Below are 22,580 nucleotides of genomic sequence, written 5' to 3' on the forward strand. Positions count from 1 at the left end.
TCACGGGACGGGTCGTTAAAGGACGTCGAACGGGAGCCCTCCACGGAAGGCTTGCCCCGATGGCTGACGCTACGTTACCAGCGGACGGACCGTTGACCATGGTGACGTGGCTGACCCTGAGCGCCGCAGCTCACGGTATCGGCCGGACGGACGAATCCGACAGTTCACCCGTGGGACGCACGACTCATCGGTAACCAGCACTTGACCGGCGGACTCACACTGCGTACCGTCACGCTCCGTAGCGATCGCGGAGGAGAACCCTCCGGGCCAGCACAGTGGGAGTGTTCCGAATGCCGTCTGAGTACGCCAAGTCGTTGGGTGCCCGCCTGCGCTCCATCCGCCAGCAGCAGGGCCTGTCTCTGCAGGGCGTGGAAGAGAAGTCGAACGGACGGTGGAAGGCCGTCGTGGTGGGCTCGTACGAGCGTGGTGACCGCGCGGTCACCGTGTCCCGCCTCGCCGAACTGGCCGACTTCTACCGCGTGCCCGTCTCGGAACTGCTGCCCGACGGCAGCGGCGTCCGCCTCGAGGCCACCAACAAGATCGTGCTCGACCTGGAGAAGCTGTACGACACCACGGGCGAGGACCTCGCGTACGTCGCGCGGTACGCCCGGGCGATCCAGCAGCAGCGCGGCGACTACAACGGCCGCGTGCTCTCCATCCGGGCCGATGACCTGCGCGCGCTCGCCATCGTTTACGACATCTCTCCGTCGGGGCTCATCGAGCGCCTTACGGAGCAGGGTGTCCTGGTGGCGGACCCGCGCGCGTTCTTCGCCAGCTGAGTTTCAGTCCATCCCCTCGCGTCAAAAGGCCCGCGGTAGGTTCGCGGGCCTTTGGCATATCCGGGGCCTGGACGGCCGCCACGCGCCGTCACGGGGTTGTCCGCCGGTTGAAGCGCTCTACATCACCGATCGTGCCGGAGACCGGAGCGACCTCAACAGGGCCGCCCGTTTTCGCACATGAAGCGAACACGTCGGACATTTCTGGGGTGGAAAAACCCTGGGGCGCTGCCCCAGATCCCGGCCACGCTCAGAGATCAGCCTGGCGTGCTTGTTGCGGTGGGGTGGGGTGATCTCCTCGCGGCGGCAACCGCACGGAATCAGAGCAGGTGGAGGGACGCAACCAAACACCGGTTGCGTCCCTCCACCTGCTCTTGAAGGGTTTGCGTGATGGGAGGGGCGGGGCGGGGTACAACCAAGCCGCCCGGGGAGAACCGGGCGGCTTCGCGGGAAGTGCTAGCGGGTGGCGAACTCCGAGATGCGGCCGAGGATGCCGTTCAGGAAGCGGGGGCTGTCGTCGGTCGACATCTGCTTGGCCAGCTCGACTGCCTCGGTGATGGCTACCGGGTCGTCGATCTCGGGGACGTAGAGCAGTTCGAAGACCGCGATCCTGGCCAGGTTGCGGTCGATCACGGGCATGCGCTCCAGCGTCCAGCCCTCGGCGTAGCTGGCGATCAGCTCGTCGATCCGGTCCAGGTTCTTCGCCACACCCTCGACCAGGCTGATCGCGTAGTCCATGTGGTCGGGACGTGGCTTCTCGATGCGGTCCAGGTAGACCCGCAGCACCTCGCTCGGCGGCAGGTCGCGCAGGTCGGCCTCGTAGAGGACGTCGAGCGCCCGTTTGCGCGCCTTGCGGCGCGCGGGCATCTGCGTCTTGGGGGCCTCGGCCATTGTCAGGAACGACCGAGGTAGCGGCCGTCGCGGGTGTCGACCTTGATCTTCTCGCCGGTGGTGATGAAGAGCGGGACGTTGACCGTGGCGCCGGTCTCGACGGTGGCCGGCTTGGTGCCGCCGGTCGAGCGGTCGCCCTGCAGGCCCGGCTCGGTGTAGGTGACCTCGAGGAAAACGCTGGTCGGGAGCTCGATGTAGAGCGGGACGCCCTCGTGCGTGGCGACCGTGGCCTCGGCCTCGGGGAGCAGGTAGTTCGCGTTCTCGCCGACCGTGCCGGCGGGGACCGTGATCTGGTCGAAGGTGTCCAGGTCCATGAAGACGAAGTCGCCCGCGTCCTGGTAGAGGTACTGCATCGTGCGCTTGTCGACGGTGGCGGTGTCGACCTTCGTGCCGGCGTTGAACGTCTTGTCGACGACCTTGCCGGAGAGCACGTTCTTCAGCGTGGTGCGCACGAACGCCCCACCCTTACCCGGCTTCACGTGCTGGAACTCCACGACGGACCACAGATCGCCGTCGAGGTTGAGCACCAGGCCGTTCTTCAGGTCGTTCGTGGTAGCCATTGCCTGCCTTATCAAGTTCGTATTCGGTGACCGAACGAGTCTACCGGCGGCTACCTTGCGTCGCCCACCTGGGCCAAGTGCTCCAGCGCCAGGCGGTAACCGTCCACGCCCAGGCCCGCGATCACGCCGGTCGCCACACCCGTGATGACCGATTTGTGGCGGAATTCCTCGCGCTTGTGGATGTTCGAGATGTGCACCTCGATCAGGCGGCCGCCGAGCAGCGCGCACGCGTCCCGGATCGCGATGTTGTAGTGCGTCCAGCCGCCGGGGTTGAGCACCACGTCGGCGCCCTCGTCGACCGCCTCGTGCAGCCAGCAGATCATCTCGTACTCGGCGTCGGTCTGCCGCACCCGCACCTCGAGGTCGAGCCGCTTCGCCGCGTCCTGGCAGATCTGCACCAGGTCGGCGTAGGTGGCCGAGCCGTAGATGTGCGGCTCCCGGGTGCCGAGCCGCCCGATGTTCGGCCCGTTCAGCACGTAGATCATTTCGCTACCTCCGCGTAGGCCTCGCGCAGCATCTCCTCGTCGGGGCCGGTCAGGATGCCCGGCTTCGCCAGGCCGTCCAGGACCACGAACCGCAAGGTGTCCGCCCGCGCCTTCTTGTCGACGCGCATCGCGCTGAGCAGGTCGTTCCAAGCCTCTTGCGGGTACGCCGTGGGCAGCCCCGTCATCTCCAGGACCGCCCGGTGCCGGCGCGCGGTCGCGTCGTCCAGCCGGCCGGACAAGCGGGACAGCTCGGCCGCGAAGACGAGCCCGACCGAGATCGCGTGGCCGTGCTTCCAGGTGTACTTCTCGCGCTTCTCGATCGCGTGCCCGAGGGTGTGCCCATAGTTGAGGATCTCGCGCAGCCCGGACTCCTCGAGGTCGACGCTGACCACCTCGGCCTTGACCCGGACGGCCCGCTCGACCAGCTCGGGCAGGTTTTCCGGCTCTTGCTGCTCGACCAGCTCCAGGATCCGCGGGTCGGCGATGAACCCGCATTTGATCACCTCGGCCAGGCCGGCGGTCAGGTCGTCGGCGGGCAGCGTGCCGAGCGCGTCGAGGTCGCAGATCACCCCGGCCGGCGGGTGGAACGCGCCGACCAGGTTCTTGCCGGCCGCGACGTTCACCCCGGTCTTGCCGCCGACCGACGCGTCGACCATGCCGAGCAGCGACGTCGACACCGGCACCCAGCGCACCCCGCGCAGCCAGCAGGCGGCGACATAGCCGGCCAGGTCGGTGACCGCACCCCCGCCGACGCCGACCACCACATCGGTCCGGGTGAACCCGGCCGCGCCCAGCTCGTCCCAGCAGCGGGCGGCGACCTCGACGGTCTTGCCGCGCTCGGCGTCGGGCACCTCGACCGGCGTCACCCGCGCGGACAGCGCGCCGGCGATCCGCTCGGCCCGCTCCCGCAGCGGCGCCGAGTAGAGCACCGCGACCCGCGCCGCGCCGTCGACCAGCCCCGGCAGCTCGCCGGACAGGCCGCGGCCGACCAGCACGTCGTACGGCCGATCGCCACCCACGTGTATGCGCGTCACCACGGACGACACCCTATCGGCGCGCGTCGCGAGCGGCGTTGGGGTTATATCTTCGTACCCCCATAAGGGTTATAACTGCTCCATGCCGAAAATCAACGTGTACCTGCCGGACGACCTGGCCGACGCGGTCCGCGACGCCGAACTGCCCGTCTCCGCCATCTGCCAGCGCGCCCTGGAGCAGGCGATCCGCCGCATCACCGCGATCCGCCAGTCCCTGCTCGACGACCTGCACCCGGATCGGATAGCCGCGCGCCTGCCGAGCTTCACCGCCCGCCTGGTGGCCACCCTCACCGGAGCCGTCGACCGGGCGAAGGCGGCCGGCGCGGCCAACGTCACCACCGGTGACCTGCTGGCCGGCATGATCGGCGAGGGCGGCAACCTGGGCCTGCAGGTCCTCGGCGCCCTGGAGATCGAGTCCGGCTCACTGGAGCCGCCCGCCGAGGCCGAGCCCGGCACGGCGGGCACCGGCCTCCGGTTCAGCGCCCCGGCCGCGGTCGCCATCGAACTGGCGGTCGGTGAGGCGATCGGCATGGGCCACAACTACGTCGGCTGCGAGCACCTGCTGATCGCCCTGGCCACCGAGCCCGACGGCGCGGCCGGCCACCTGCTGCGGTCGAGGGGCGCCGATGGCCGCTCGGTCCGCCGCGCGGTGGCCGCCGCCCTCGTCGGCTACGCCCAGGCGAAGGCGGCCGCCACCCCGACCGGGCTCCGCGCCGCATTGCAGGCCGAACTGGCCCCCCTGATCGAGCGGATCGAGCGCCTGGAGCGTCAGGCCGCCGGCTGACGGCCCGCGTCGGGTGGGAGCTCCATGGACAGGACGATCTTGCCGCGGGTGTGCCGGGCGCCCAGCTCGGTGTAGGCCTCCCGGACCGCCTCCAGCGGGTAGATCGCGGCGATCGGCAGGACCACGCGGCCCCACGCCACCTCGCCGGCCAGGAACGCCAGGATCTCCGCGTCGCTGGCCGTCGAGCTGCCCTCGGCCTTCGCCCCGGCCCGCTGGGCCGCGGCGTAGTCGATGATGGTGTTGATCCGGGACGGGTCCACGCCCAGATCGACGGCCAGATCGACGTACCCCTGCCCGTACGTGTCAATGACGGCGTCGATGCCGGACGGAACCACCTTGCGCAACCGCTCCGCGAGATCGTCACCGTAGGCGACCGGAATGGCGCCCACGGAGCGCAACCAGGCCGCGTTGTGCTCGCTCGCGATGCCGATCACCGTGGCGCCGGCGTTGCGGGCGAGCTGCACGGCGAGCGAGCCGACCCCGCCGGCCGCGCCGCTGACCACGACGACCTCGCCGGCGGTGGGCTGGACCGCCCGGACCGCCGCGTACGCCGTCACGCCGGCGACGAACAGGCCGCCGGCCCGGATCCAGTCGAGCGCCAGCGGCTTGCGGGTCAGGTGGTCGGCCGGCACCAGCACGTAGTCGGCGTGCGACGACCGCCAGTCGGACCAGCCGAGCACCTCGTCGTCGATCGCGAACTCGGTCACCGAGGCGCCCACCTCGACGACCCGTCCGGCGAAGTCGCTGCCCTCGCCGGACGGGAAGGTGGCCGGCCAGCGCTCGTGCAGCAGCCCGGAGCGGATGGCGATCTCGCCCGGATTGATGCCGGCCGCGACCACCTCGACGAGGATCTGGTCGGCCGCCGGCTGGGGACGCTCGACGTTCTCGATGCGGAGAACGTCCACGTCACCGTACTGATCGAAACGAACCGCGCGTGTCATGCCGTCAGTCATATCCCCTCGGCGGGGAGTCAGGCCTTCAGCAGGGCAGTGACCTCCGCCGCTATCTCGTCCGGCTCGCGCCCGTCGGTGGGGATCGTGTGGGTGGCCACCTCGGCGTAGAGCGGGCGGCGCTGGTCGAGCAGGTACTTCAGCGTCGCCCGGGGGTTGACCGCCAGCAGCGGCCGCCCGGCGCCCAGCCCGACCCGCTTGACCGCGTCGCTCAGCTCGACCGAGAGATAGACGACCGTCTGCTCGGCCAGCAGCGCGCGGGTGGCCTCGTTCAGAATCGCCCCGCCACCCAGCGCCAATATCCCATTAAATCCGGACAAAGCGTCAGCGATCGCTTCGCGCTCCAAGGCCCGGAAAGCGTCCTCCCCGTCATCGAAGAAGATCTCCGGGATCGGCTTCCCGGCCCGCTCCTCGATGATCGCGTCCGAGTCGACGAACGGCACCCCGAGCAGCCCCGCGACCGCCTGACCGATGGTCGACTTGCCGGCCCCGGGCGCGCCCACGAAGACCGCCACCGGTGCCATCAGCGGATCACCAGCGCTTCCAGGTACCCCTTGAGGTTGCGCCGGATCTCGGCCACCGAGTCACCGCCGAACTTCTCCGTCGCCGCCTCGGCCAGCACCAGCGCCACCATCGCCTCGGCCACCACGGCACCGGCCGGCACCGCGCACACGTCCGACCGCTGGTTGATCGCCGTCGCCGGCTCCCCGGTGGTCACGTCGATCGTCTGCAGCGCCCGGTTCAGCGACGAGATCGGCTTGAGCGCCGCCCGCACCCGCAGCGGCTCGCCGTTGGTGATGCCGCCCTCGAGCCCGCCGGCCCGATCGGTGACCCGCCTGACCCCGTCCGCGGTCGGAATGATCTCGTCGTGCGCCACCGATCCGCGCGACCGCGCCTGGGTGAACCCGTCGCCGATCTCCACGCCCTTCACCGACTGGATGCTCATCAGCGCGGCCGCGAGCCGCCCGTCGAGCTTGCGATCCCACTGCACATGCGACCCGAGGCCCGGTGGCACTCCGTAGGCGAGCACCTCGACGATGCCACCCAGCGTGTCCGCGTCCTTCTTCGCCGCGTCGACCTCGGCCACCATCCGCGCGCTGGCCTCCGGATCGAGGCACCGCAACGGGTCGGCGTCGATGCGCTCGGCATCCTCGGGCACGGGGATCAGCCCCGACTTGGCCGCCACCGACCCCAGCTCGATCACGTGCGACACGATCTCGATCCCGAGCGCCTGCCGGATCAGCGCCTTCGCCACCACGCCGACGGCCACCCGGGCCGCCGTCTCCCGAGCACTGGCCCGCTCCAGGATCGGCCGCGCGTCGGAGTGCCCGTACTTCTGCATGCCCGCCAGATCGGCATGCCCCGGCCGCGGCCGCGTCAGCGGCGCGTTACGGGCCTGCTTGGCGAGTTCCCCCGGATCGACCGGGTCGGCGGCCATCACCGTCTGCCACTTGGGCCACTCGGAGTTGCCGACCCGCAGCGCCACCGGACTACCCAGCGTCACCCCATGCCGAATCCCGCCGATGACCTCGACGACATCCTGCTCGAACGACATGCGGGCGCCACGCCCATACCCCAGCCGCCGCCGAGCGAGATCACGCCCGATCTCGGCCGTCGTCACCTCGACGCCGGCGGGCACGCCCTCGAGCATCGCCACCAGCGCCGGTCCATGGGATTCACCAGCAGTAAGCCACCGCACCGAAGAATTCTTACACGCGCGTTCTTGCTGCCCTCTCAACCCCGACGCCATCCCGCCCACCGGAATCGTCACGCCCGGCGACCCATCAAGATCCCCACCATGCCGCCGTACGAGGTCGGTGGCCTCCAACCGCAATCCGGCCGAACCCGCCGCTCCCCGCGATCCAGGAGATCCGTTGCGCCCGGACACGCGACCGCCGGGCTGAGCTGCCGGGAATCCCCACGCCAAGCAAGATACTCGCCCAGCAAGATACTCGCCCAGCAAGATACTCGCCCAGCAAGATACTAGCTGGGCGAGGCGAAAGCGGCGGGTGCTGGTTGGTGTTTCGGCTGGCAGAAACGGACGCGGGCGTTTCCGCTGGCGCGGCGGTAGGGTCCGGCTCGTGACAGACGGGGCGACCGACAGTTCGGCTACTCGGGGCGAATCGGGCGGTGGCCTCGAAAGCGCGCCGAGATCCGGCGCTCCCGGCGGGGCGTTGATGGTTGTCATGCTCGGGCTGGTCACGGCCGTGGGGCCGCTGTCGATCGACATGTATCTGCCGGCGTTTCCGGCCATTTCGCGGGAGCTTGGCGTCCCGGCGTCGCAGGTGCAGTTGTCGCTTACCGCGTGTCTGGTCGGGATCGCCGGTGGGCAGCTGATCTGCGGGCCGCTCAGTGATCGGTTCGGGCGGCGGTGGCCGGCGATCGCGGGGCTTTCGGCGTACGCCATCCTCTCGTTCTTGATTGCTCTTTCGCCCTCGGCGGGGATGCTGATCGGGCTGCGGTTGCTACAAGGGCTGGCCGGCGGCACCGGGGTGGTGGTGGCCCGGGCGATCGTGCGGGATCTGCACTCGGGGGTGGCGGCGGCGCGGTTCTTCTCGCGGCTGACGCTGATCTTCGGGCTGGCGCCGATCCTCGCGCCGAGTCTGGGGAGCGCGGTGCTGCGGTTCAGCTCGTGGCACGGGATCTTCGTGGCGCTCGGGGTCCTGGCCACGCTGCTGACCATCCTGCTCGCGGCGCGGCTGCCCGAGACGCTGCCGGTCGAGCGGCGCACGGCCGGCGGCCTGGGGACCATCGTGCGGCTGGCGAAGCCGCTGTTCCGGGATCGGTCCTATGTCGGTTACACGCTGGCGTTGGGGCTCGCCTTCGGAGCGTTGTTCGCCTATCTGGCCAACTCACCGTTCGTGCTGCAGGACGGCTACGGACTGTCCCCGACGATGTTCTCGCTGCTGTTCGGCCTGAACGCGGTCGGGCTCACCGCGCTGAGCCAGGCCAACGCGCGGCTGCTCAACCGGTTCTCGACCCGGTCGCTGCTGATCGCCGCGCAGTGCGGGCAGACGGTCGCCGGCCTGGTGCTGGTCGGCTCGGCGCTGGCGGGCAGCCTGCCGGGCCTGGTGGGCGGCCTGTTCCTGCTGGTCTGCACGATCGGGATGATCCAGCCGAACGCCACCGCCCTGGCGCTGGAGACGCACGCCGACCGGGCGGGGACGGCGGCCGCGGTGATGGGCGGGATCCAGCCGGTGGTGGCGGCGGTGCTGGCGCCGCTGGCGGGGCTGGGCGCGATCGGCACCGGCGTCCCGATGGCGGTGCTGATCCTGGGATGCGCGGTGGCCAGCCTGCTCACGGTCGCGCTGCTGACCCGCGACGCCTGACCTACTGAAGCCGGGAGTGGGCCGCCGCGAACAGTGCCTCCCGCATGGCCGCCTCGGGGGCCGGCACCACGCCGGTGAACTGCTCGAACTGGCTCAGCGCCTGGGCCAGCAACAGGTCCAGCCCGGACGCCACCGGTACGCCGGACCGTGCGGCGGCCGCCGCCAGCGGCGTGGGCCACGGGTCGTAGATCGCGTCGAACAGCACCGTCCCGGGCCGCCAGACCACCTCGTCGGCCAGGTGGTCGGCGGCGCCCTTGGGCACGGTCGAGATCACGGCGTCGGCCTCGAAGAACGACGCCGCCGCCGGCCAGTCCGCGCCGAGCAGCTTCACCCCGAGCGCGTCGGCGGCCGGCTCCAGCTCCTCGCGTGCCGACGGCCGGCGGGTCACCACGGTCACCTCGGCGGCGCCCAGCACGGCGGCGGCGCCGAGGGCGGCCCGGCAGGTGCCACCCCCGCCGAGCACGGTCACCGACGGCGCGGGCTTCAGGCCCGCGTCCCGCAAGACGCGGACCATGCCGGCGACGTCCGTGTTGTCGGCATGCCAGGACCCGCCGGCGCCGCGGACGAGCGTGTTGGCCGCACCCGTCGCCAGCGCCACCGGCGTCGCGGTCGCGGCCAGGCGCAGCGCCTGCTCCTTGAGCGGCATGGTCAGCGACAGGCCGGCCCACGAGTCGTCGAGGCCGTCGAGCACCGGCGCCAGCTCGGCGCACTCGATCGCCACGTAGCTCCACCCGGTGAGCCCGGCGGCCGCGAACCCGGCGTTGTGGATCACCGGGGAGAGCGAATGCGCGATCGGCTTGCCGAGCACCGCCGCCCGGCGGCCGGCGGTCAGGGCCGGCCCCCGGAGACGCGGGTGAACGCTATCCGCACAGCGGAATTCCGTTCCTGCAGGCGAGCTGCTTGTTCGCGTTGTGCTCGGCGTACGTTTTCGCGTACGCCATGGTTCCTTGCTTGTCGATGCTGATGAAGTAGAAGTACGGGAAATTCGCCGGCGGATTCATCGCGCCCTGGAGCGCGGCCTTACCGGGGCTGCCGATCGCGCCCGGTGGCATGCCCGGCTTGTCGTACGTGTTGAACGGATTCTTCGGGTCGTGCATCTCGGAGACGGTGAGATGTTCGGACGCCTTGCCGCCCTTGCCGGTGACCTTCAGCCAGTAGTTGACCGTACTGTCCAGCCCGAGGCAGTTGCACGGGAACTTTTTCGAGTACGCCCGGTTGTAGAGGACCTTGACCACCTTGGGCATGTCCTCGTCCTTGAGCGCCTCGGCCTGCGCGATCGAGGCGGCGACCAGGGCCTCGTTCGGCGAGATCGACAGGTTGTTCTGCACCGTGTCGACGAAGTTGAGGTCCTGCGTCACCGTGAGGAACCGCTGGATCATCGCGGAGAGGATCTGCGCGGCGGTCAGCTTGGGGTCGAACTCGTACGTGTCCGGGAAGAGGAAGCCCTCGACCGTCTTGATCGCCGTCTTGCCGTCGCGCCGGTTGAACCAGTACGCCGGGATGCCGAGACCCACCGGGTCCTTGGCCGCGTCCTGGAAGTCCTTGACCGGGATCTTGGTGGCCTTGGAGAGCAGTTCGAAGGTCTCCGGAACGGTCTTGCCCTCGGGAATGGTGATGCCCGAGGTGATCCGCGACTTGGGGTCGAGCAGCGCGGTCACCGCGTTCTTCGCGGACATCTGCTTCTTCAGGTTGTACGTTCCGGACTGGATGTTCTTGCCGCGCGGATTGTCGTTCGCCGCATTCACGAACGCCTTTGTGCTCTTCACCACGTCCGCGTCGACGAGAGTGTTGCCGATATCGGTGAGGCTCGAACCCTTCGCGATCGTCACCGATACGGCCGTGGTGCCGGTGCCGCTGTAGTCCGCCGCGACGAAGAAGCCCTTGACCTTGCTGTAGCCGAAGTAGACTCCGCCGCCCAGCACGGCCAACAGGATGAACGCCATGACAAAGGCGATGCCGGACTTACCCGAGCCCTTCTTCCCGCCGCGGCTCCCCCGCCGATGGCGAGGCTTGCCGCGATCGGCGTGCTCGTCGAACGCCAGGTCCAGCTCGTCGATCATCTCTGCCTCCGCTGCGCGTCCAGCCAGCTCTGCAGGATCTCCACCGCGGCCGCCTGATCGACGACTGCCCGCTGCCGCTTGCCCCGGACGCCACGCTCGGCGAGCCGTCGGGTTGCGACCACGGTCGACATCCTCTCGTCCGCCAGGACGACCGGCACCGTGCCGACCGCCTCCGCCAGTCGCCCAGCGTACGCACGGATGTCGATGGCGGCGGGACCCTCGGCGCCGTTGAGGCGTACCGGAAGCCCCACCACGATCCCGACCGCCTCGTGCTCCCCCACGAGACGAACGAGCTCGACTATGTCGCCAGGCACGGCATCGGGTGCCGTGCCCATGTCACGGGGCACCGTGACCAGGGGGGTGGCCAGGATCCCGTCAGGGTCGCTTACGGCAACCCCGACGCGCACCTTACCTACATCGACGCCCAGTCGCCTACCCCGCGACAGTGCGGTCATCCGATTACCCTCCGCAATCACCATCACCCGGCGACGTCCAGCACCGCCTTCTCCACCGCCGCTAGCAGCGCCGGAACCTGGTCGGCCGGCACGCCGCCACCCTGCGCAAGCTCCTTGTTACCGCCGCCTCGCCCGGAAAGTGCTCCCTTGACCAGATCAGCAGCGGAGAGACCGTTACCTAGCGCGGCGCCATTGATCGCTACGATCAGCGACGCCTTGCCGTTCGCCCGGGACGCGACCGCGACCACCGCCGGTCGAGCGGCGTCGATCTGGCCCCGGATCTCCTGCGCCAGCGTACGCACATCGTTGCCGGCCGCGCCCTCCGGAGCCTCGGTTCCGACGAACGCGACGCCGCGCAGGTCCTTGGCCTGGCCGGCGAGCGCGCCGGCCCCGCCGAGCACCATCTGGGCGCGCAGCTTCTCCAGCTCCTTCTCGGCGTCGCGCAGCGCGGTCACGGTCTGCTCGACCCGGTCGGCGACCTGCTCGCCGGGCACCCGGAACAGCTCGGCCAGCCGGGACACCAGCAGGTGCTCCTTGGCCAGGAAGCCGAACGCGTCGATGCCGACCAGCGCCTCGACCCGGCGTACGCCGGAGCCGATCGAGGACTCGCTGAGGATCTTCACGAGGCCCAACTGGCCGGAGCGGGCCACGTGGGTGCCGCCGCAGAGTTCACGCGCGTAGTCGCCGACTTCAACCACGCGGACCTCGTCGCCGTACTTCTCTCCGAAGAGCGCCATCGCGCCCAGCCGGCGCGCTTCCTCCTGGGAGGTGATGAACGCGTGCACCTCGAGATCGCGGAGCAGCACCTCGTTCACCTGCTGCTCGACGTCGTGCAGCACCGCGGGCGAGACGGCCCCGGGCGTGTTGAAGTCGAACCGCAGCCGGCCCGGCGCGTTCAGCGAGCCCGCCTGGGTCGCCGACTCGCCGAGGAAGTGCCGCATGGTCTGGTGGATCAGGTGGGTCGCGGTGTGCGAGCGCGAGATCGCCTTCCGCCGGGTGATGTCGATCTCGGCTTCCGCGGACTCGCCGGCCCGCACCTCGCCGCGGATGACCCGGGCCTTGTGCACGATCAGCCCGGGCAGCGGCTGCTGGACGTCGACGATCTCGAGCTGGCCACCGCCGACCCGGATCACGCCGGTGTCGGCCTGCTGGCCACCGCCCTCGGCGTAGAACGGGGTGGTGTCGAGGACCAGCTCGACGAAGTCGCCCTCGCCGGCCGCTTCCAGACGACCGCTGTCCCCCAGAAGCGCCCGTACGCGCGACTCGCGGGAAATTTCCTGATATCCCGTGAATTCCACCGGTCCGCCGGCGTCCAGAACGCCCCGGTAGGCGCTCAGGTCGGCGTGGCCCGTCTTGCGCGCGGCGGCGTCCGCCTTCGCGCGGGCCCGCTGGTCGGCCATGAGCCGCCGGAAGCCGTCCTGGTCGACGGAGAGCCCCTGCTCGGCGGCGATCTCCAGGGTCAGGTCGATCGGGAAGCCGTACGTGTCGTGCAGCTGGAAGGCCTGCGAGCCGGACAAATCTGATTTGCCGGACTTCTTGGCGTCGGTGATCGCGGTGTCCAGGATCGTGGTGCCGGCCCGCAGCGTGGACAAGAAGGAGTCTTCCTCGGCGTACGCGTAATCGGAAATTCGCCCGAAGTCCTCGGCGAGCTCGGGATACGACGGGGCCATGCAGTCCCGGGCCACCGGCAGCAGCTCGGGCAACGCCGGCGCCTGCCAGCCGAGCAGCCGGATCGACCGGATCGCCCGGCGCATGATCCGCCGCAGGACGTAGCCGCGGCCCTCGTTCGAGGGGATGACGCCGTCGCCGATCAGCATCAGCGCGGTACGCACGTGATCGGCGATCACCCGCAGGCGGACGTCGTCCGGGTGGCTCTCCGACGCCGCGTGGCCGGAGTGCGCGCCGTACTTCTTCCCGGTCATCTCCGCCGCGCGGGACAGGATGGGGCGTACCTCGTCGATCTCGTACAGGTTGTCGACGCCCTGCAGGATCGACGCGATGCGCTCGAGGCCCATGCCGGTGTCGATGTTCTGCTTCGGCAGGTCACCGACGATCGTGAAGTCCTCCTTCGACCGCACGTCGGTGATCTCGTGCTGCATGAAGACCAGGTTCCAGAACTCCAGGTACCGGTCCTCGTCGACCTCCGGGCCACCCTCCGGGCCGTACGAGGGACCGCGGTCGTAGTAGAGCTCCGAGCACGGGCCGGCCGGGCCGGGGATGCCCATCGACCAGAAGTTGTCCTTCTTGCCCCGGCGCACGATGCGCTCGGCGGGCAGGCCGGTCTGCTTCCAGATCTCGATGGCCTCGTCGTCGTCCAGGTAGACCGTCGCCCAGATCTTCTCCGGGTCGAGCCCGAAGCCGCCCTGCTCGACCGGCTTGGTGGACAGCTCCCAGGCCAGCGGGATGGCCCCGGCCTTGAAGTAGTCGCCGAACGAGAAGTTGCCGTTCATCTGGAAGAACGTGCCGTGCCGGCTGGTCTTGCCGACCTCGTCGATGTCCGGCGTCCGGATGCACTTCTGCACGCTGGCCGCGCGGGAATACGGTGGCGTGCGCTGCCCGAGGAAGAACGGGACGAACTGCACCATGCCCGCGTTGATGAACAGCAGGTTGGGGTCGTCGATGGCCGGCAGCGGGGCACTCGGCACGACCGTGTGCCCGTTGGCCTCGAAATGCGCGAGAAAGCGCCGTTTGACTTCCGCCGTCTTCATCGGTTCCCCTCCTGGCCAAACTGATCCAACTCAGTGAGCCCGTTTTCGAACAGCTCACCCTCGGCGAACGCCTCGTTGATCTGCTCCTGCCGCTCGGTCATCCCGTCGCGGACGTCCTCCACGAAGCTACGCACCGACTCGACCAGGCCGCCAGCCGATTGCGACAGCGAGGTCGCGATGCCCGACGGGGTGAACTCGTTCGCCTTCTTGGTCATCTTGCGAACGACGAGGGCGCCGACGGCCAGACCGACGCCCAGCCACAGCAGGCGCTTCATGTGCTTTCCCCTTATCGGTTAGCGCCGGGCCTTACGGCGCTGCTTGATCGTCTCGCGGACCTCGCGGTCCTCATCGGCACGCCGCCGGTTGTTCACGGCCTTGCGCAGGCCGTAGCCGAACGAGGCCACCTTGACCAGCGGGTTGGCGGCGGCCGCGGCCACGACCGTGGACAGGTTCGCGACGTTGGCGGTGACGTGCGCCGCGTGCTCGGTGATCGTGTCGACCTTGGCCAGCTGCAGGTTGACACCGTCCAATGAGACCTGCACCTGGCCGAGGGTGGTGTTCACATTCTCCACCGTCTCGTTGACGTTGGTCAGCAGCGGGCCGGTGCGGTCGGTCAGGTCGTCGATCGCCCGGGTCGCGGCGTCGATGGTCCGGCCCAGCTTCAGGATCGGCACCGCGAGCACGATGACGAGCATCAGGAAGGCGCCCGCCGCGATCAGTCCAGCGATTTCTCCGGCGTCCATCTGGCGCTTCTCCTCTACGGGTGGCAGGTCAACGTGCAGACCTTACCGGCCGTGACCGCCGCCCGCCTCACGACGTCGCGGGTGTCGGCGCGCTCGGCGCCAGGAGAGGGTCGTTGGAGAGCGTCGGGGCCGGCGTCTCGCCGGTGAGCGGCTTGTCCTGCTTGGGCTCCGGCTTGCCACGGGTGTCGGAGATCGCATTCTGCACCTTGATGCTGACCGTCGAGCCCACGCATTTCTTCGGCGCCGGCGGAGCCGCGGCCGCCGGCAGCGGCGCCGTCGGATCCTGCTGGGCCACCTGGTCCACGGCGCACTCGGGCTGCCGCACCCAGAGGTCCAAAGTGAACTCGTCTCGCTTCCAGCAGCTGTAGGCGCCCGGCATCGCGGTGTCCGGGCAGTCGGTGACCTTCCACAACGACCAGCCGGCCTTCTTCAGGGCCGCGGCGTACGTCGCGTTGGTGTCGTTGATCGGCCTCGAGGACTGCGCGAGCCGCTCCCGGAACCGGCAGTCGATGAAGCACCACCGGCTGCCGCTGCCGTTGTCGCGCACGTCCTGGGCCGCCCACGACGGCACGCCGAGCGAGTCGAGCGAGCCGAACACCGGGTCCTTGCTGGCCGACCGCAACCCGAACAGGGCCGGCAGCACGACGAGCACGACGACCGCGAGGGAGAGCAGCGTCACCACCCGGAGCCGGCGCTGCGTGCGCATCTTGTTCCGCAGCTCGTCCCGCGCTCCGCGCAGGCCTTCGCCGGCTTTCCGGCCACCTTCCGCCGCTGCGGCGAGTTCTTCACCCCTCGGGGGTACGCCGGGTGCAGCCGTACGCGAATCGCCGCCCCGATCCAAGCCCGGCGCGAGGGTCGAGTTGCCGGCGGCGCCCACGGCGGCGCTCCCGGCGGGAGGTGCGCCGACGGAGGCCGCCCCCACGGAGGCGGCGCCAACCGAGGCGGCCCCGACCGAAGCGGCGCCAACCGAAGCGGCGCCAACCGAAGCGGCGCCAACCGATGCCGAACCCACCGAGGCAGCGCCAACCGAAGCCGAACCCACCGAGGCGCCGCCAACCGAAGGCGCGCCAACCGAGGCAGCGCCGACCGAAGGCGCACCCACCGGGGCAGCGCCAACCGAAGCGGCACCCACCGAGGGCGCGCCCACCGAGGCAGCACCGACAGAGGCGGCGCCAACCGAAGCGGCGCCCCGCGAAGGAGCGCCTGCCGGAGCGGCGCCTCGCGAGGAAGCGCCGGTCGGAGCGGCGCCCTTCGCGGGGGCGCCCACGGATGCGGCGCCCACCGACGCGGAACCCCTCGGCGCGCCATCCACCGGCGCGGCGCCGACCGACGTCGAACCCACCGCGGCGGAGCCGACCGAACCGGAAGCGGCACCCATCGCGGCGCCCGCCACCGAGGCCGCACCGATCGAAGCACCCCCGACGGAAGCTGCGCCTACCGAAGCTGCACCGGCCGCGCCACCGCCGCCCGGCCCGCCATTGCGACCCGGAGCCGCGCCACGCGGTCCCGGACCGGCCTGCGCCGCACCGACCCGGCCCGGCAACGGCTGCCCCTGCTGACCGGAGACGGGCCGTCCCGGAAGCGGCTGACTGTGCTCGGGGTCGCGCATGCCGCGCGGTCCCGCACCCGGCTCGCCCGAAACGGGGCGGCCCGACAGACCGGGCTCACCCGACACCGGACGACCCGGCATACCAGGCTCACCCGATATCGGACGGCCCGGCAAAGCTTGGCTGTGCTGCGCCGAACCGCCGGCGAGCGGCGGTCGCCCCGGCGAAACCGGCCCGGGCGGCATCCCACCGGCCCGACTCCCGATCGGCCCGGACGGCATGTCCACGGGGCCCGACGGCATGTCGTCGACCTCGGGCCGAGGCCTACGCCGCGGGCCGATCGGCCCCGACGGCATCTCGTCCACCCCGGGACGCATGCCGATCGGTCCGGACGGCATCTGGTCCACGCCAGGACGCATGCCCACCGGGCCGGACGGCATCTGGTCCACGCCAGGACGCATCCCGACCGGGCCGGACGGCACCTGGTCCACGCCAGGACGCATGCCCACCGGGCCGGACGGCACCTGGTCCACGCCAGGACGCATCCCGACCGGGCCGGACGGCATCTGGTCCACGCCGGGGCGGGGGCCGGCGTTGGGGCGGCCGTCCGGGCCGCGGCGTGGGCCGACGGGGCCGGAGGGCGGACCGTCCGGGCCGCGGCGGGGGCCGATCGGGCCTGAGGGCGCGCCGTCCGTGCTCGACGGCATGCCGGGCGCGCCCGGGCCGGCCGGCATCGCGCCGCTGGCCGGGCCGTTGCGCGGGCCGCGACCGCCACGAGGCGGGTTGATCGGGCCGGAAGTCTCGCCGGGTCGCTGGGTGGCACCGCCGGCCATTGCGCCCGCACGTCCGGGGACGGCGGGAGTGCGTGCGCCCTGACGCCCCGGCACCACCGGGGGCATGACCTTGGCCGACGCCCGCGCGGTGCCGCCCGCCGCCGGACCGCCGGGAACCACACCCGGGCCACCGGCCACGCCGGGCCCACCCGCCGCGGCCGGGCCACCAGGCATGCCGGGCCTACCCGGCGTAGGGCCACCGGGCGCACCAGGGCCGCCCCCGGGGAAGCCGGGACCACCGGCCGCACCCGGGCCACCAGGCCCACCAGCGGCGCCTCGGCTGCCGGGCACGCCGGGACCACCAGCGGCACCTGGGCCGCCGGACATGCCAGGACCACCAGCCGCACCTGGGCCGCCGGACATGCCGGGACCACCGCCCGCACCTGGAACGCCGCCCGGCATGCCGGGCACGCCCGCTCCGGCTGGGCCTGGGCCGCCGCGGCGGGGGTCGCCCTTGGGGCCGCCCTGGGCGGGGGCCGGGCGGCCGCCGCGGCCGCGGGTTCCGGTGCCGGGCGGGGTGGCGCCGGCTAGGTCCTTTGCTCGGCGCCGGCCGGTCGCGCCGTCGTCGGGGGTGCCGTGGCGGCCGGTGCCTTCGCCGGCGTCGCCGCCGTGCCGGGCCGAGCCGTGCCGGCCGGTCGGCTCGCCGTCTTGATAGCGCGGTCCGCCCGGGAGGTCACCCTCGTCGCCGCCATGCCGACCGGTGGACGCGCCACCGTTCGTAAAATCCGGCCCACCGCCTGGGCCGTCGCCGGCGCGCCTGCCGCTGGCGTCGTTGCCGTGCCGCCCGGCGGCGTCACCCGCGAAGCCGTCACGCCGACCAGGAGCGTCGCCACCGGGGAAGCCATCACGCCGCCCAGAGGCATCGCCACCCGGGAAACCGTCACGCCGCCCAGGAGCGTCGCCACCCGGGAAGCCGTCACGCCGCCCAGATGCATCGCCGCCCGGAAAACCGTCACGCCGCCCAGAGGCATCGCCACCCGGGAAACCGTCACGCCGCCCAGAGGCATCGCCACCCGGGAAACCGTCACGCCGCCCAGGAGCGTCACCACCCGGGAAACCGTCACGCCGCCCAGGAGCGTCACCGCCCGGGAAACCGTCGTGCCTCCCCGGGGCGTCGCCGCCGGGAAAGCTGTCGCTGCCGTGGCGGCCGGCGGACTCGCCGCCGCCATGCCGCCCGGTGACCTCACCGGGGTAGCCCGGGCCACCGCCGGGAAAGCCCGGAGCGCCACCGCCGGGGAAGTTCGGAGCGCCACCGCCGGGAAAGCCCGGAGCGCCGCCGGGGGGACGCGCACCTGGCGGCGGTCCGGCGGGCGAGGACGGCGTCGGCGCGCCGGACACCGGTGCGCGGCCACCCGGCGGGGGCCCGTCGGTGCGGAAGCGGTCGCGCGGGCCGGCCGACGAGGTAGGCCGGGACGCCGGGGACACGGGCCGCGACGCCGGCGAGACCGGGCGCGAGGCGGGCGAAACCGGGCGCGAAGCCGGCGACACCGGGCGCGGCATCGGCACCTCGGGCGCGTTGCCGGAGAGCGGCACCGACGGGATCGGCCCCGAGGTCGACGGGTCGAGCGGCCGCCGGCCCTGTTCCTCGGCCGGAGCGCCGTGCCGGGTGGCGTAGGAGGCCTCGTCGGCCGTCCCGCGCCGCTGCCCGGGGATCTGGGGCTGGCCGGGGATCTGGGGCTGGCCGGGGATCTGGGGCTGGCCGGGCGCGCCCCGACGGCCGGCAGCACCCGGCGAGACCGGCGCGGCGCCCATCGGCCCGTTCGGATACTGCCCCGCCGGACCCTGGCCGGGCGCTACCCGGCCCGGAGGCATCTGCTGGGCCGGCGACACCGGCCCGGTGGCCTGGCGCGGCACCGGGTTGGGCCGGGCACCCCGGCCACCGGGCGCCTGTCCCGCAGCGGGCCGCCCGTCATTCCAGCCGTCAGCCGGCCCGGCCGGGCCACCGTCGGGCCGGCCGGGAGCGGGCCGCGAGTCATCCCACCCGGCCGCACCCGTGGGCCGGCCAGGAGCAGGCCGAGACTCGCCGTCGGATCGGCCAGGAGCAGGCCGGAAATCCCCATCGGGTCGGCCAGGAGCAGGCCGGAAATCCCCGTCGGGACGGCCAGGAGCAGGCCGGAAATCCCCATCGGGTCGCCCAGGCGCAGGCCGGAAGTCCTCATCGGGACGGCCAGGCGCAGGCCGGAAGTCCTCATCGGGACGGCCAGGCGCAGGCCGGAAGTCCTCATCGGGACGGCCCGGAGCAGGCCGGGAGTCGTCAAACCGTCCGGCGGGCGGCGGGACCGGGCCCGACCGAGGAGCCGCCGGAAACCCGCCACTAGGCGACTGCCACCCTGGCTGGCCCTGAGCCGGCGGCGGCGCATCACGCCGACCGGTCGCCGGGTGCGACCCGCTCGGTGACTGCCACCCGGGCTGGCCGTCGCGCCGGCCCTGGGCCGGATGGGCGCCGCTCGGCGACTGCCACCCCGGCTGGGCGTCTCGCGGGCCGACCGTAGGCTGGCCGCCGCTCGGGCTCTGCCAGCCCGCCGCGGCGAACGGGAGGTCGTCCGGCTGGTCGTCGGGGCCGGGCGCCACCCGGCCGCTCTTGCTGGGGCGGGTCTCGCCGGCCAGGGTGCCGGGGCCGATCGCGGCGCGCTGCTCCTTCGCCGTGCGCAGGTCGTCGAGCCAGCCGGTCTCCTCGCGGGGTACCTCCACCGGCTCCGCCGCCTCGGGACGGCCTCGACCGAACCGGCGGCCCTTCCTGGCCCCGGTTCCGCTGCGCAGGTCGGCCTCGTCGTCGGGCCGTTCGGCACCGCGCGAATTCACGGCTGTTCCTCTCCGGCGGCGTCGCCACTGTCGTCTGCCCTGCTCACGGCCTCGTCGGTCGGCGTCGTCGGATCCGCCACCGTTGGCGTGGGCGGCGGCGGATCGGTGCTGGCCGACGAGCGTGGGTCGGTGCTAACCGAAGAGCGTGACGCATCCGGGCCGGATCCACCACCCGCCGCGCGGTCAGGTGTCGGCTCCGGGGCGGGCTCGGGCGGCCGGGGCGGGGCGGCCAGGCCCCGGACGATCCGGCGCAGCCGGGGCACCCGTTCGCTCACCGCTCGTTCGGCGCCGTGGTCGGTGGGCTGGTAGTACTCGGCCTCGACAAGATCGTCGGGGAGGTACTGCTGGGTGACCACGCCGCGCGGGTCGTCGTGCGGGTACTTGTAGCCGCGACCGTGACCAAGACCACGCGCGCCGGGGTAGTGCGCGTCGCGCAGGGGTGCGGGGACCGCGCCGCCCCGGCCGGCCCGGACGTCGGCCATCGCCGCGCCGAGCGCGCTGGTCACCTTGTTCGACTTCGGGGCGGTGGCCATGTGCACGACCGCCTGGGCCAGGTTGAGCTGGCACTCGGGCAGGCCGATGAGCTGCACGGCCTGGGCCGCGGCGGTGGCCACCACCAGGGCCTGCGGGTCGGCCATGCCGACGTCCTCGCTGGCGAAGATGACGATGCGCCGGGCGATGAACCGCGGGTCCTCGCCGGCCACCAGCATGCGGGCCAGCCAGTGCAGCGCCGCGTCCGGGTCGCTGCCGCGCATGCTCTTGATGAACGCGCTGGTCACGTCGTAGTGCGCGTCGCCGTCCCGGTCGTAGCGAACGGCCGCGACGTCGACCGCCTTCTCCGCGGTGGCCAGGTCGATCTCGGGAGCCTGGGCCGTCGAGGGACCGGCCTGGGCCTGGGCCGTCGACGCCGCCGCCTCGAGAGCGGTCAACGCCTTGCGCACGTCGCCCGACGCCAGGCGTACGAAATGGTCTTCGGCCTCGGCGGAAAGAGTGACGGCACCGCCCAGCCCTCGTTCGTCGGTGAGCGCGCGGCGCAGCAGGCGGCGGACGTCGTCGTCGCCGAGCGCCTGCAAGGTCAGCAGCACACACCGCGAAAGCAGGGGCGAAATGATGGAGAAGTACGGATTTTCCGTGGTCGCCGCCAGCAGCGTCACGGTCCGGTCCTCGACCGCGGCGAGCAGGGAATCCTGCTGGGTCTTGCTGAAGCGGTGCACCTCGTCGATGAACAGGACGGTCGGCGGGCCACCGTGCCGGCGCTCGCGCCGGGCCGTGTCGATCACCGCGCGCACGTCCTTGACGCCCGCCGACAGCGCGGACATCGCGACGAACTTGCGGTTGGTGGCGGCGGCGACCAGGTGCGCGATCGTGGTCTTGCCGGTGCCGGGCGGGCCCCAGAGGATCACCGACATCGGGCTCGAGCCGGTGACCAACTGGCGCAGCGGGCTGCCGGCGGCGAGCAGATGCTCCTGGCCGACCAGCTCGTCGAGGCTGGCGGGACGCATCCGGACGGGCAGCGGCGAGTCGGCGGACGGCGGCGTGAAGGCACCGGCCGGCGACGCGACCTGTACGCCACCCGGGGAAGCCAGCGAGAAGAGCCCGTCCGTTTCCATCGGCACCGACAGTACCGGCCCGCCGGGCGATGCCGGAAATGCACCAAAGAGGCGGGCCGGTGGGGAAATCAGCCGCGACCGGGGCGACGGCCGTAGAAGCGACGGCCCGAGCCGGTGCCGGTGCGCGGTCCGCTGCCGAAGCCGGCCAGGTAGAGGGAGAGCAGCAGCAGCCCGATCAACACCAGGGTGTTGAAGTTGAACAGGTCGTGGGCGCCCAGGTCGGTGTTGAAGAAGTCGAGCAGGAGCGCGAACGCGAACACGATAGCCGCGGCGATGGCGAGCATCTGGTTCCTCCGGGGGTAAGGGCCTTCTGAGGTGCAGATACCCACCCGTCGATGAATCCGAAACGCTCAGCTGAGCGAATTGATCGCCTGCGCCACCACCAGGGCCGCGATCGTCAGGGCGATCGCCGACTGGAGCGCCATCCCCAGCTTCGCGCCCCGGGTCATCGGCAACGTGTCGGTCGGGCTGAACGCGGTCGCGTTGGTGAACGCCACATACAGATAGTCGGCGAATCGCGGTTCCCAGTCCTTGTGCGCCATGTCCGGGGAGGTCATCGGCGGAAAGAGGAAGTCCGGGTACGGGTCGGTCCCCCGCGACCGCGCGACCGGCCCGCCGCGGTCCAGCTCCCAGTACCACACCGCGAAGGTGAGGATGTTCATCAGGTAGATCCCGCCGCCGACGAACAGCCGCTGGGCGGGGGTGCCGGCGTCGTACTTGGTGACGATGTCGCGCACGAGCATCGCCACCGAGTAGACCGTGCCCAGGCTGACCACGCCGATCAGGCCCAGCGCGACCATCCGCAGCGACGGGGTGCCCCGCTTCATCCGGCCCGGGTCGGCCGCGTTCAGCACCACGACCAGCACCGCCTCGATCGCCGGCAGCAGCCACCGCGGGCCCGGGGTGAGCCGGTCGGGCAGCACCCACTGCAGCACGATCACCGCGACGATGGCGATCCCGACCGGCAGGCGGTGCTCACCCTCGGTGTGCCGCCGCCAGGCCGGTTGCGCGTC

General features: G+C 71.9%; 23 protein-coding genes. 4 read left to right on the forward strand and 19 right to left on the reverse strand.

The annotated features are described in order from the left end of the window. Positions 1–290: 290 nt before the first annotated feature. Entirely contained in the window at positions 291–779 is a 489-nt protein-coding gene (gene bldD, locus IH26_RS0132760; RefSeq protein ID WP_020517563.1) for a transcriptional regulator BldD, read from the forward strand. Positions 780–1,232: 453 nt separating this feature from the next. On the opposite strand, the gene nusB is transcribed toward bldD, so the two are convergent. The 4 genes from nusB to aroB are packed head-to-tail and all read right to left on the reverse strand — an operon-like array spanning position 1,233 to position 3,749. Further along, positions 1,233–1,643, reverse strand: coding sequence for a transcription antitermination factor NusB (nusB, locus tag IH26_RS0132765; RefSeq protein WP_211268796.1), 411 nt, complete (start codon positions 1,641–1,643; stop codon positions 1,233–1,235). 26 nt (positions 1,644–1,669) lie between these two features. Beyond that, on the reverse strand, positions 1,670–2,227 hold the full coding sequence (gene efp / locus IH26_RS0132770; protein WP_030440128.1) for an elongation factor P: 558 nt from the start codon (positions 2,225–2,227) through the stop codon (positions 1,670–1,672). 50 nt (positions 2,228–2,277) lie between these two features. After that, positions 2,278–2,712 carry a type II 3-dehydroquinate dehydratase gene (aroQ, locus tag IH26_RS0132775; protein WP_030440129.1) on the reverse strand — a complete coding sequence of 145 codons (435 nt, stop codon included), beginning with the start codon at positions 2,710–2,712 and terminating at the stop codon, positions 2,278–2,280. Continuing rightward, positions 2,709–3,749 (reverse strand): 3-dehydroquinate synthase, encoded by a 1,041-nt coding sequence (aroB, locus tag IH26_RS0132780; RefSeq protein ID WP_030440130.1) that lies wholly within the window; start codon positions 3,747–3,749, stop codon positions 2,709–2,711. Before aroB ends, aroQ begins: the two co-directional genes overlap by 4 nt. Positions 3,750–3,828: 79 nt before the next feature. On the opposite strand from aroB, the gene IH26_RS0132785 reads away from it, so the two are divergent. Continuing rightward, a complete protein-coding gene (locus tag IH26_RS0132785; RefSeq protein ID WP_030440131.1) occupies positions 3,829–4,530 on the forward strand; it encodes a Clp protease N-terminal domain-containing protein in 702 nt (233 codons plus the stop codon). Here the strand turns inward: IH26_RS0132785 and IH26_RS0132790 are convergent. Genes IH26_RS0132790 through aroC form a run of 3 tightly spaced genes read right to left on the reverse strand, consistent with a single transcriptional unit; the run spans position 4,515 to position 7,230 of the window. Further along, positions 4,515–5,471, reverse strand: a complete 957-nt coding sequence (locus IH26_RS0132790) for an NADP-dependent oxidoreductase (protein ID WP_030440132.1) — start codon at positions 5,469–5,471, stop codon at positions 4,515–4,517. The two genes, IH26_RS0132785 and IH26_RS0132790, sit on opposite strands and share 16 nt — an antisense overlap. A gap of 29 nt (positions 5,472–5,500) precedes the next feature. Next, entirely contained in the window at positions 5,501–6,004 is a 504-nt protein-coding gene (locus IH26_RS0132795; protein ID WP_030440133.1) for a shikimate kinase, read from the reverse strand. Further along, positions 6,004–7,230 carry a chorismate synthase gene (gene aroC, locus IH26_RS0132800; RefSeq protein WP_084599242.1) on the reverse strand — a complete coding sequence of 409 codons (1,227 nt, stop codon included), beginning with the start codon at positions 7,228–7,230 and terminating at the stop codon, positions 6,004–6,006. Before aroC ends, IH26_RS0132795 begins: the two co-directional genes overlap by 1 nt. 427 nt (positions 7,231–7,657) lie before the next feature. On the opposite strand from aroC, the gene IH26_RS0132805 reads away from it, so the two are divergent. Further along, on the forward strand, positions 7,658–8,809 hold the full coding sequence (locus tag IH26_RS0132805; protein WP_051808946.1) for a multidrug effflux MFS transporter: 1,152 nt from the start codon (positions 7,658–7,660) through the stop codon (positions 8,807–8,809). A gap of 1 nt (position 8,810) precedes the next feature. Here the strand turns inward: IH26_RS0132805 and IH26_RS0132810 are convergent, their stop codons facing one another. From IH26_RS0132810 to IH26_RS60225, 8 genes are all read right to left on the reverse strand, one after another. After that, positions 8,811–9,641 carry a shikimate dehydrogenase gene (locus IH26_RS0132810; RefSeq protein ID WP_030440136.1) on the reverse strand — a complete coding sequence of 277 codons (831 nt, stop codon included), beginning with the start codon at positions 9,639–9,641 and terminating at the stop codon, positions 8,811–8,813. Positions 9,642–9,669: 28 nt separating this feature from the next. Further along, positions 9,670–10,869, reverse strand: a complete 1,200-nt coding sequence (gene mltG, locus IH26_RS0132815) for an endolytic transglycosylase MltG (protein ID WP_030440137.1) — start codon at positions 10,867–10,869, stop codon at positions 9,670–9,672. After that, positions 10,866–11,324 carry a Holliday junction resolvase RuvX gene (ruvX, locus tag IH26_RS0132820; RefSeq protein WP_030440138.1) on the reverse strand — a complete coding sequence of 153 codons (459 nt, stop codon included), beginning with the start codon at positions 11,322–11,324 and terminating at the stop codon, positions 10,866–10,868. Before ruvX ends, mltG begins: the two co-directional genes overlap by 4 nt. 23 nt (positions 11,325–11,347) lie before the next feature. Further along, the gene (gene alaS, locus IH26_RS0132825) at positions 11,348–14,032 is read right to left on the reverse strand and encodes an alanine--tRNA ligase (protein WP_030440139.1); all 2,685 of its coding nucleotides are present in this window, start codon (positions 14,030–14,032) and stop codon (positions 11,348–11,350) included. Then, positions 14,029–14,307 carry a hypothetical protein gene (locus IH26_RS0132830; RefSeq protein WP_030440140.1) on the reverse strand — a complete coding sequence of 93 codons (279 nt, stop codon included), beginning with the start codon at positions 14,305–14,307 and terminating at the stop codon, positions 14,029–14,031. Before IH26_RS0132830 ends, alaS begins: the two co-directional genes overlap by 4 nt. A gap of 18 nt (positions 14,308–14,325) precedes the next feature. After that, entirely contained in the window at positions 14,326–14,775 is a 450-nt protein-coding gene (locus IH26_RS0132835; protein ID WP_030440141.1) for a DUF948 domain-containing protein, read from the reverse strand. A gap of 67 nt (positions 14,776–14,842) precedes the next feature. Continuing rightward, positions 14,843–15,481, reverse strand: coding sequence for a hypothetical protein (locus tag IH26_RS60220; protein WP_034216461.1), 639 nt, complete (start codon positions 15,479–15,481; stop codon positions 14,843–14,845). Positions 15,482–17,682: 2,201 nt separating this feature from the next. Further along, positions 17,683–18,237, reverse strand: coding sequence for a hypothetical protein (locus tag IH26_RS60225; protein WP_030440143.1), 555 nt, complete (start codon positions 18,235–18,237; stop codon positions 17,683–17,685). 287 nt (positions 18,238–18,524) lie between these two features. Between IH26_RS60225 and IH26_RS0132850 the strand changes: the two genes are divergently transcribed. Next, positions 18,525–18,770 carry a hypothetical protein gene (locus IH26_RS0132850; protein WP_030440144.1) on the forward strand — a complete coding sequence of 82 codons (246 nt, stop codon included), beginning with the start codon at positions 18,525–18,527 and terminating at the stop codon, positions 18,768–18,770. Between the two features lie 178 nt (positions 18,771–18,948). Here the strand turns inward: IH26_RS0132850 and IH26_RS0132855 are convergent, their stop codons facing one another. From IH26_RS0132855 to IH26_RS0132870, 4 genes are all read right to left on the reverse strand, one after another. Next, positions 18,949–19,380, reverse strand: coding sequence for a hypothetical protein (locus tag IH26_RS0132855; RefSeq protein ID WP_157437507.1), 432 nt, complete (start codon positions 19,378–19,380; stop codon positions 18,949–18,951). 573 nt (positions 19,381–19,953) lie between these two features. Beyond that, positions 19,954–21,567 (reverse strand): replication-associated recombination protein A, encoded by a 1,614-nt coding sequence (locus IH26_RS0132860; RefSeq protein ID WP_030440146.1) that lies wholly within the window; start codon positions 21,565–21,567, stop codon positions 19,954–19,956. Positions 21,568–21,635: 68 nt separating this feature from the next. Beyond that, positions 21,636–21,851, reverse strand: coding sequence for a hypothetical protein (locus IH26_RS0132865; protein WP_030440147.1), 216 nt, complete (start codon positions 21,849–21,851; stop codon positions 21,636–21,638). A gap of 66 nt (positions 21,852–21,917) precedes the next feature. Then, positions 21,918–22,508, reverse strand: coding sequence for a hypothetical protein (locus tag IH26_RS0132870; protein WP_245665729.1), 591 nt, complete (start codon positions 22,506–22,508; stop codon positions 21,918–21,920). Positions 22,509–22,580: the final 72 nt, after the last annotated feature.

The sequence above is a fragment of the Actinoplanes subtropicus genome (assembly GCF_000721705.1).
Lineage (GTDB): Bacteria > Actinomycetota > Actinomycetes > Mycobacteriales > Micromonosporaceae > Actinoplanes > Actinoplanes subtropicus.

Excerpts from the sequence above, each read along its gene's own strand:
- IH26_RS0132865 (WP_030440147.1), bottom strand. The coding sequence starts at position 21,851 with ATGCTCGCCATCGCCGCGGCTATCGTGTTCGCGTTCGCGCTCCTGCTC.
- IH26_RS0132855 (WP_157437507.1), bottom strand. The coding sequence starts at position 19,380 with ATGAGGACTTCCGGCCTGCGCCTGGCCGTCCCGATGAGGACTTCCGGC.
- IH26_RS0132795 (WP_030440133.1), bottom strand. The coding sequence starts at position 6,004 with ATGGCACCGGTGGCGGTCTTCGTGGGCGCGCCCGGGGCCGGCAAGTCG.
- nusB (WP_211268796.1), bottom strand. The coding sequence starts at position 1,643 with ATGCCCGCGCGCCGCAAGGCGCGCAAACGGGCGCTCGACGTCCTCTAC.
- IH26_RS0132805 (WP_051808946.1), top strand. The coding sequence starts at position 7,658 with ATGGTTGTCATGCTCGGGCTGGTCACGGCCGTGGGGCCGCTGTCGATC.
- IH26_RS0132785 (WP_030440131.1), top strand. The coding sequence starts at position 3,829 with ATGCCGAAAATCAACGTGTACCTGCCGGACGACCTGGCCGACGCGGTC.
- ruvX (WP_030440138.1), bottom strand. The coding sequence starts at position 11,324 with ATGACCGCACTGTCGCGGGGTAGGCGACTGGGCGTCGATGTAGGTAAG.
- IH26_RS0132835 (WP_030440141.1), bottom strand. The coding sequence starts at position 14,775 with ATGGACGCCGGAGAAATCGCTGGACTGATCGCGGCGGGCGCCTTCCTG.
- aroQ (WP_030440129.1), bottom strand. The coding sequence starts at position 2,712 with ATGATCTACGTGCTGAACGGGCCGAACATCGGGCGGCTCGGCACCCGG.
- alaS (WP_030440139.1), bottom strand. The coding sequence starts at position 14,032 with ATGAAGACGGCGGAAGTCAAACGGCGCTTTCTCGCGCATTTCGAGGCC.
- mltG (WP_030440137.1), bottom strand. The coding sequence starts at position 10,869 with ATGATCGACGAGCTGGACCTGGCGTTCGACGAGCACGCCGATCGCGGC.
- efp (WP_030440128.1), bottom strand. The coding sequence starts at position 2,227 with ATGGCTACCACGAACGACCTGAAGAACGGCCTGGTGCTCAACCTCGAC.
- IH26_RS60220 (WP_034216461.1), bottom strand. The coding sequence starts at position 15,481 with ATGCGCACGCAGCGCCGGCTCCGGGTGGTGACGCTGCTCTCCCTCGCG.
- aroC (WP_084599242.1), bottom strand. The coding sequence starts at position 7,230 with ATGGCGTCGGGGTTGAGAGGGCAGCAAGAACGCGCGTGTAAGAATTCT.
- IH26_RS0132860 (WP_030440146.1), bottom strand. The coding sequence starts at position 21,567 with ATGGAAACGGACGGGCTCTTCTCGCTGGCTTCCCCGGGTGGCGTACAG.
- IH26_RS0132790 (WP_030440132.1), bottom strand. The coding sequence starts at position 5,471 with ATGACACGCGCGGTTCGTTTCGATCAGTACGGTGACGTGGACGTTCTC.
- IH26_RS0132830 (WP_030440140.1), bottom strand. The coding sequence starts at position 14,307 with ATGAAGCGCCTGCTGTGGCTGGGCGTCGGTCTGGCCGTCGGCGCCCTC.
- bldD (WP_020517563.1), top strand. The coding sequence starts at position 291 with ATGCCGTCTGAGTACGCCAAGTCGTTGGGTGCCCGCCTGCGCTCCATC.